Consider the following 7,332-nt stretch of genomic DNA (forward strand, 5'->3'; position numbering starts at 1 on the left):
CCGCGCGAACGTTTGACCAAGCGCTTGTCTTCACCGCGCGCGAGGTAGTAGAGACGTGCACCAATTTCACCATATCGGCTGGCAAGATCCTTGAGCTCCATTTCCTGCAGTTGACCAATGCGGGTGATACCATCTCTTGCTAGCCGCTCTCCGAATTTTTTACCGATGCCATAAATGATGGTCACTGGCTTGTCGGCGAGAAATTGTGTGGTTTCGGCTTTGCCGATCAGCGCCATGCCGCGTGGTTTATCTAAATCAGAAGCGATTTTTGCCAAGAATTTGTTGTGCGAAAGCCCAATTGAAATTGTCACGCCGACGTTTTTCTCCACATCGCGTGCGAGTTTTGCAAGGCTTTGTGCTGGACTGGCATGGTGCAGTTTTTGGGTGCCAGACAGGTCTAAGAATGCCTCGTCTATGCTGAGTGGTTCAACAGATGGGGTCAACTTGTCGAATTCATCGCGGATCAGTTTGCTGGCTTTAACGTATTCTGCCATCCGAGGACGAACAAAAACCGCTTGTGGGCATAAGCGCTTGGCTTGAAACGAGGGCATGGCGGAGCGGACACCACTAAGTCGGGCGATATAGCAACAGGTAGACACTACGCCACGTTGGCTGCCGCCAACAATGACCGGTTTGTCACGCAATTCCGGATTGTCGCGTTTTTCAACGGAAGCATAAAAAGAATCGCAATCCACATGAGCGATACTTAGTTCATTCAGCTCTGAATGGGTAATGGTGCGACGCGACTTGCAAACGGGACATCGGTCGAAATTCTTTTCGCCGTTCTGGTGTCCGCATTCTTTGCAAAGTGTCGCCATTTCGCTTTAGCCGCTTGGGTTGAGTTGATAATAGGCGCGCATAAATTGCTCTGTGCTGATGCGTGCGTTTGCGCAAACGGCAAGCATCGCGGGCTCATTGTGGGCGAAGAAGTCCATCATACCTGTTTTGACGTGTTGGGCAATTTCAACGCGCAATTCGTCTGGCGATGTGCCGGTTTCACCCAAAAACTGACCCAGCAACTCGGGCTCACTTATCAAATGCGTCAGGCAGGCGTTGGCAATTTCATCAACAAACTGGTCGGAAACTAAGCTCATCTAAATGGGTCCTATTACGTCTTTCGTAAGATTTTGGATGTTAAATCAAATGCATCTTAAATTCGACAAGTCATATGAACATTTGATCCGGGGAATTATGTCAAAGACGGTGATGATCGTTGAAGATAACGAGCTAAATATGAAGCTGTTCAACGATTTGTTGGAATCGCGCGGCTATCGCACGATACAAACACGAAATGGGCTTGATGCGCTAGACATTGCGAAAGAGCATCACCCAGATTTGATTTTGATGGACATTCAGTTGCCAGAAGTCTCTGGGTTGGTGGTGACCAAATGGATCAAAGAGAATGAAGAGCTGGCGCATATTCCGGTGATTGCCGTTACCGCGTTCGCCATGAAGGGTGATGAGGAGCGTATTCGCGAGGGGGGCTGTGAAGGCTATATTTCCAAACCCATCTCGTTGCCGCATTTCCTGGAAACAATTGAGAATTTTATTGGGCCAGGTCGTTAAGCTGGCAAAGAATAAGGCATAGTCATGACGGCACGAGTATTAGTTGTTGATGATATTCCAACGAATGTGAAACTGTTGGCCGCTCGGCTTACGGCTGAGTATTTTGACGTTGTAGAAGCAAGCAATGGCGCAGACGCAATTGAGATTTGCCGTCGCGGTGATTGCGACTTGGTTTTGTTGGACGTTATGATGCCGGGTATGGACGGTTTTGAAACCTGCCAGCGGCTAAAGTCTGACCCAAAGACGCAGCATATCCCTGTGGTCATGGTGACAGCACTTGATCAACCTTCAGACAAAGTGCGCGGCCTTGAATCTGGGGCTGATGATTTTTTGACCAAACCTGTTGATGATATTCAACTGATGGCGCGTGTCAAAAGTCTGGCTCGCCTTAAAGGCCTTACTGATGAGTTGCGTGCGCGGGCAGTGACTGGCCAGGCGATTGCGATTGAAGATATTGTCGATATGACAGCAGGCATCGATCCAACAGGTGGCAACATCTTGTTGATCGATTCTGATGCACATAATGCCAAACGGCTTATGGAGTCATTAGCCACGGAACATAATGTTACTCACCTTGCAACGCCTGAAGATGCAGCCTTTCATTTAGCGGATCAAGATTTTGAAGTTGTGGTCGTTAGCATGGCGCTAGATGGAATTGATCCCTTGCGGATTTGTTCTCAAATTCGAACGCTTGAGAATACGCGCGGCATTCCCATCATTCTTGTCGCCGACGTGCCGGATAAGCCAAAGGTGGTGCGTGGACTTGAACTTGGCGTAAATGATTTCATTTTGCGCCCAGTGGAGCGCAATGAACTTGCAGCTCGCGTGCGTACCCAGTTGCGCCGTTATCGCTATTCAAATGAGTTGCGCAAAAACTTGTCGAGCACGGTGGCAATGGCCGTAATCGATGGGCTAACTGGACTTTACAATCGGCGATATTTTGACCGGCATATGTGTGTGCAACTGGATAGAGCCAAAGAAGGCGACCGGGGTCTTGGCTTGATGATGTTGGATATCGATTACTTCAAATCGGTCAATGATACCCACGGCCATGCGGCTGGCGACGAAGTGTTAAAAGAGTTTGCAGCGCGGCTTCAGCGCAACATTCGTGGCGTTGACTTGGCCTGTCGCTATGGCGGGGAAGAGTTTGTGGTGATGATGCCTGGGACAGATTTGGTCCATGCAAAGAATATTGCGGAACGTATTCGCCATGCGGTTGCTAGTGAGCCATTTGAAACAGGACTTACTATGCCGCTCAATATTACAGTGAGCGTGGGTATTTCAATAAATGAACTGCCCGATGAAACGCCCGAGCAAATGCTCAAACGTGCTGATATCGCACTTTATCGTGCGAAACGGGAAGGGCGCAATCGTATCGTTTATGATGCGGCTTAGCGCTCCTTCAAACTCAAACTTCATACAGTTTTATCTATAAAGGTTACCGCTTAGGATTAAGCGGCAACCTTAACGGGGTGTGTTAAGGTTAAGCCTTTAACATACCTAGCGAAATGCGGCTGCGATTGGGCGCATTTGTTTGGAATAATTGCTTCGTAGGTGTAAGCGGTTCGTTAAGAACCCGACTATTCCTACGGAGTTTTCTCAGGTCCGCCGCAACTTCCTGGGTCCGTAGGTCGGGCGTGTTCAACCTAGCGTTAGAGTGGCCTCTTCTTGCTGGGTTGAACTGCCCACTAAAAAAAACCCGCCGAAAGGCGGGGTTTTTATCTTTTCGCACATCAATAGGTTTCTAAAGAGAAACCTTACTTGATTTTAGATTCTTTGAAATCTACGTGCTTGCGCACAACAGGGTCATACTTTTTCAGTGTGAGCTTTTCTGTCATTGTGCGTGAATTCTTCTTGGCTACGTAAAAGAAGCCTGTGTCAGCTGTTGAAACCAGCTTGATCTTGACGGTGTTTGACTTGGCCATGCCTGCAATCCCAAATAAAAGGCCACGCGAATTATACGCGCGGCACAAAATCGATATCGGGCGCAAACTAGGCATTTAGCGCAAAAAGTCAAGCGCCCGATTGATGTTTTTGTGAAATGGTTATTCTACTGCATGTCCGTAGCAGCGGTGAAGTTGGGGTCGAACCCGTGTAGGTAATTTGCCCATTGAACGCCCACGATCATGCCTTTGATTGGACGTAGCAGACCTTGCGACAGCATTAGCCTTTTCGCGATCCGCCAATAGAGGTGGATCATGGGTTCGAATTGGTAGGATGATTCTAGATGGAAGATCCCACCAACAACCAAGTGTCCAACAATTGCCATTGTAATATAGGGGGGCGCGTCATCTGCACGGTGGTGATGAAAGGATTCACCGCACTCGGAACAACTGTCTTGCACCTTCAGATAACCTTTAAAAAGGTGACCTTTGCCACAATTCGGACAACGACCCGATATCCCGTTTTTTATGGCTGCCCAAACACTTCGTTTGGGCTTGGCAATTGCGCTTATTTCTATGCTCACTCCGCATCCCTATCTTTTATTTCGGCGTTTGCCGAATGTCGTCTTTCTAACTGGACTACGCCCGCGGCTGCGCCTTGGTGGTTTTACTTGCTCGCCAGTGGTAAGCATTTCAAACCGCAAAGAGCCCGCAAGGGGTTCAGCCTCCACCAGTCGGACTTCAACTTGATCACCGATTCTAAAACGCTCTCCGGTGCGTTCGCCAATCAGCGCCTGTTGACCTTCATCATGAAGGAAATAGTCCGAGCCAAGTGTGCCTGCCGGTATAAAACCATCTGCGCCCGATTTATCCAATCGGACAAATAGTCCCGCCCCAATAACTCCCGCAATGCGGCCAGGGAAGGTGGCGCCAACTTGGTCTGCCAAGAAATAGGCAAGCAGCCGGTCGGTGGTTTCGCGTTCTGCTGCCATAGCGCGACGCTCAGTCATCGAAATCTGTTCGCCGATCATCGGTAGCTTGCTGTCCGTTTCAGGCGGTAGACCGTCATTTCCAAGCTTTAGGGCGCGGATTAGGGCGCGATGAACGATCAAATCGGCATAACGGCGAATGGGTGAGGTGAAATGGGCGTAGCGACGCAGGTTGAGCCCGAAGTGCCCATAGTTCTCATGGGTGTATTCGGCTTGCGCTTGCGAGCGCAAAATCATTTCGTTGACCAAATGGGGATTGTCGCTTTTTTCCGCCATTGCTAAAATACGGTTGAAATGGTCAGGTTTCACTGTATCGCCAGGATTGAAATTCAGCTCCATTGATGACAATGCTTCTTTTAGCCCAATCATCTTTTGTTGCGATGGCGCGTCATGCGCTCGATAGAGCAGCGGCACCTTGTGTTTTTCGAGCGTTTCGGCGGCGCACACGTTTGATTGAATCATCATTTCTTCAATTAAGCGGTGAGCGGTTAGGCGTTCGGGGATATGAACGTCTTGAACCATGCCCTTGTCGTTGAGGATGATCTTGCGTTCAGGCAAGTCTAGCGCCAATGGGCCACGTTTCTTTTGTGCCTGCTCCATTGCAGTAAATGCTGCAAATAGTGGCTTCAAGATAGGCTCAAGTAAGGGCTGTGTTTTGTCGTCTGGGTGGCCATCAATCGCTGTTTGTGCTTGTTGATAGCTTAGTTTGGCAGCCGAACGAATGAGAGTGCGATGGAAGCTGTGGCTGACCTTTTCACCATCTGAATCAAATACCATACGCAAGCCAAGGGCCGCGCGGTTTTGTAATTCAATCAATGAACATAGGTTGTTCGAGATCTTTTCCGGCAGCATCGGCACAACGCGGTCAGGGAAGTAGACAGAGTTGCCGCGAAGCAATGCCTCGCGTTCCATTTCTGAGCCGGGGCGTACATAGTGGGCCACGTCAGCAATCGCTACATATACAACAAATCCACCTTCGTTGGCTGGGTCTTCGTCGAGTTGTGCATAGACCGCATCGTCGTGGTCTTTAGCCGTTGCCGGGTCAATGGTGACAAATGGCAGGTGACGCCAGTCTTCACGCCCGGTCAAATCGGCAGGCTTTGCCGCTTCTGATTCCGCGATTACCGAATTTGGGAACTTGTGCGGAATTTCAAGGTTATGCAACGCGATTAGGCTGACGGCCTTTTCGCTCAATGGGTTGCCAATAACGTTGACCACTTTGGCTTTTGGCACCATCGCACGACCGGCAACTGCCTGTTCGACTTCAACTAAATCGCCGTCTTTAGCACCGTTTAGATCGCCCGCGTGGATTTGCATCTCACGTCCTTTGCGCTCTACTGGCACAAGGCGCGCGCCGCGTTCTACCATGCGCACCACGCCAATAAGTGACTTGCGCGGCGCATCTAGAATTTTCATGGGTTTTGCCAAATAGGCAGGACCGTCTGGCACTTCGTTTGGTGACACACGTGCCAGCACCCGGTCGCCAGGGCCAGGTACGATTTTGGCGTCTTTTGCCACAACAATTAGAACGCCGGGGCGCTCGCCATCGTCGTCATCCCATTTGTCAGGGTGCCCAATCATATAGTTGGGGTCTGTGTCTTTTGGAATATCAATTACGGTGACAGAGGGTAGAACTGCAGTACGGCGATAGGTTTTACGTGTCCGATTGATCAGACCGTCGTCTTCCATCTCCTTGAGCAGTGCTTTGAGAATAATCCGGTCGTCACCCCGAATGCCAAAAGCCTTCGCGATATCGCGTTTGCTGGCATTGTGGGGGTTGATGTCGAGATATTCTACAATTTGGTCGCGTGTAGGTATTTGCCCGTCGCGGTTTTGTTTCGCGCGGGTTTTATGTGCGTGTCGCTGATCTGGTGCTTTGGGCAGGCGACCCCGATTATCATTACGGGCCATCAGAGCCCTTTCTATGTCTTGGCAGCTGTCTTTTTCGCTGCTGGTTTTTTCTTTGCCGGCGCTTTTTTAGCTGCGGGCTTTTTTGCGGGTGCTTTTTTCTTAGCAGGCGCTTTACGTTTCTTTGCTGGCCCTTTGGCTGCTTTGGCAGCAATTAGTTCCAGCGCTTGTTCAACGGTTACGCTTTGCGGGTCCGTGTCTTTTGGCAAAGTCGCATTGATTTTGCCGTAGTTCACGTAAGGCCCATATCGACCATCTTTAACCGCCATTGGCCCACCATCTGGGTGGTCACCAAGTTCTTTGAGCGTCGCAGCTGCGCCGCGACGGCCACCGCCAGCTGCTTTTTCAGCCAAAACGGTTACGGCGCGGTTCAAGCCAACACTGAATACTTCTTCAATGTCTGGCAGGTTTGCGTATTTGCCGTTGTGCAACACGAATGGTCCATAGCGGCCAAGGCCTGCTGTGATCATGTTGCCGTCTTCTGGGTGCGGACCCACGTCTCGAGGTAACGAGATGAGTTTGACCGCTTTTTCTAAATCTATTGTTTCGGGTGCCCAACCTTTTGGCAGTCCGGCGCGTTTCTTTTCGCCTTCAACAACCATTTCAAGGTAGGGGCCAAAACGACCAGATTTCATTTCAATATCAACACCAAACTCTGGGTGTTGGCCAATAATGCCAACGCCAGCTGTTTCTGCAGCTTGGCCCGTGGCGCTTTCTGCCAACTGACGTGTGTGATTGCATTCTGGATAATTCTCACAACCAATGAACGCGCCATAGCGACCAAGTTTGAGTGACAACATTCCAGTATCGCAATCTGGACATTTGCGTGGATCACTGCCGTCTTCTTTAGCAGGAAAAATGTGTGAACCTAGCAACGCGTTTAATGCGTTGAGAACTTCGGTAACACGCAAATCTTTGATTTCGACGACTTGTGCGTGGAAGTCGCGCCAGAAATTGGTCAGCACATCTTTGTAGTTGATCTCTCC

The 7,332-nt window shown here is 49.9% G+C and carries 8 protein-coding genes; 2 read left to right on the forward strand and 6 right to left on the reverse strand.

The features are described 5' to 3' along the window. Together Q0231_RS13140 and Q0231_RS13145 are read right to left on the reverse strand one after the other, a co-directional pair. Nucleotides 1–818, reverse strand: an 818-nt coding sequence (locus Q0231_RS13140; protein ID WP_299348035.1) for a DNA polymerase IV, incomplete at its 3' end; no start/stop codon positions are given. A gap of 6 nt (nucleotides 819–824) precedes the next feature. Beyond that, nucleotides 825–1,094 carry a DUF3572 family protein gene (locus tag Q0231_RS13145; protein WP_269394052.1) on the reverse strand — a complete coding sequence of 90 codons (270 nt, stop codon included), beginning with the start codon at nucleotides 1,092–1,094 and terminating at the stop codon, nucleotides 825–827. Between the two features lie 97 nt (nucleotides 1,095–1,191). On the opposite strand from Q0231_RS13145, the gene Q0231_RS13150 reads away from it, so the two are divergent. Together Q0231_RS13150 and Q0231_RS13155 are read left to right on the forward strand one after the other, a co-directional pair. Next, entirely contained in the window at nucleotides 1,192–1,566 is a 375-nt protein-coding gene (locus Q0231_RS13150; protein ID WP_269394386.1) for a response regulator, read from the forward strand. A gap of 24 nt (nucleotides 1,567–1,590) precedes the next feature. Continuing rightward, the gene (locus Q0231_RS13155) at nucleotides 1,591–2,961 is read left to right on the forward strand and encodes a PleD family two-component system response regulator (RefSeq protein ID WP_269394053.1); all 1,371 of its coding nucleotides are present in this window, start codon (nucleotides 1,591–1,593) and stop codon (nucleotides 2,959–2,961) included. A gap of 362 nt (nucleotides 2,962–3,323) precedes the next feature. On the opposite strand, the gene rpmG is transcribed toward Q0231_RS13155, so the two are convergent. The 4 genes from rpmG to Q0231_RS13175 all read right to left on the reverse strand — a co-directional run. Further along, nucleotides 3,324–3,491: a 50S ribosomal protein L33 gene (gene rpmG / locus Q0231_RS13160; protein ID WP_269394054.1), complete on the reverse strand. Its 168-nt coding sequence runs from the start codon at nucleotides 3,489–3,491 to the stop codon at nucleotides 3,324–3,326. Between the two features lie 125 nt (nucleotides 3,492–3,616). Further along, nucleotides 3,617–4,033, reverse strand: coding sequence for a DUF983 domain-containing protein (locus Q0231_RS13165; RefSeq protein ID WP_299348037.1), 417 nt, complete (start codon nucleotides 4,031–4,033; stop codon nucleotides 3,617–3,619). 9 nt (nucleotides 4,034–4,042) lie between these two features. Next, nucleotides 4,043–6,349, reverse strand: a complete 2,307-nt coding sequence (gene rnr / locus Q0231_RS13170; protein ID WP_299348038.1) for a ribonuclease R — start codon at nucleotides 6,347–6,349, stop codon at nucleotides 4,043–4,045. Between the two features lie 11 nt (nucleotides 6,350–6,360). Then, a partial coding sequence (locus Q0231_RS13175; protein WP_299348040.1) for a topoisomerase C-terminal repeat-containing protein occupies nucleotides 6,361–7,332 on the reverse strand: 972 nt, incomplete at its 5' end.

It is taken from the genome of uncultured Maritalea sp. (assembly GCF_937139385.1).
GTDB classification, from domain to species: Bacteria; Pseudomonadota; Alphaproteobacteria; order Rhizobiales; family Devosiaceae; genus Maritalea; species Maritalea porphyrae_A.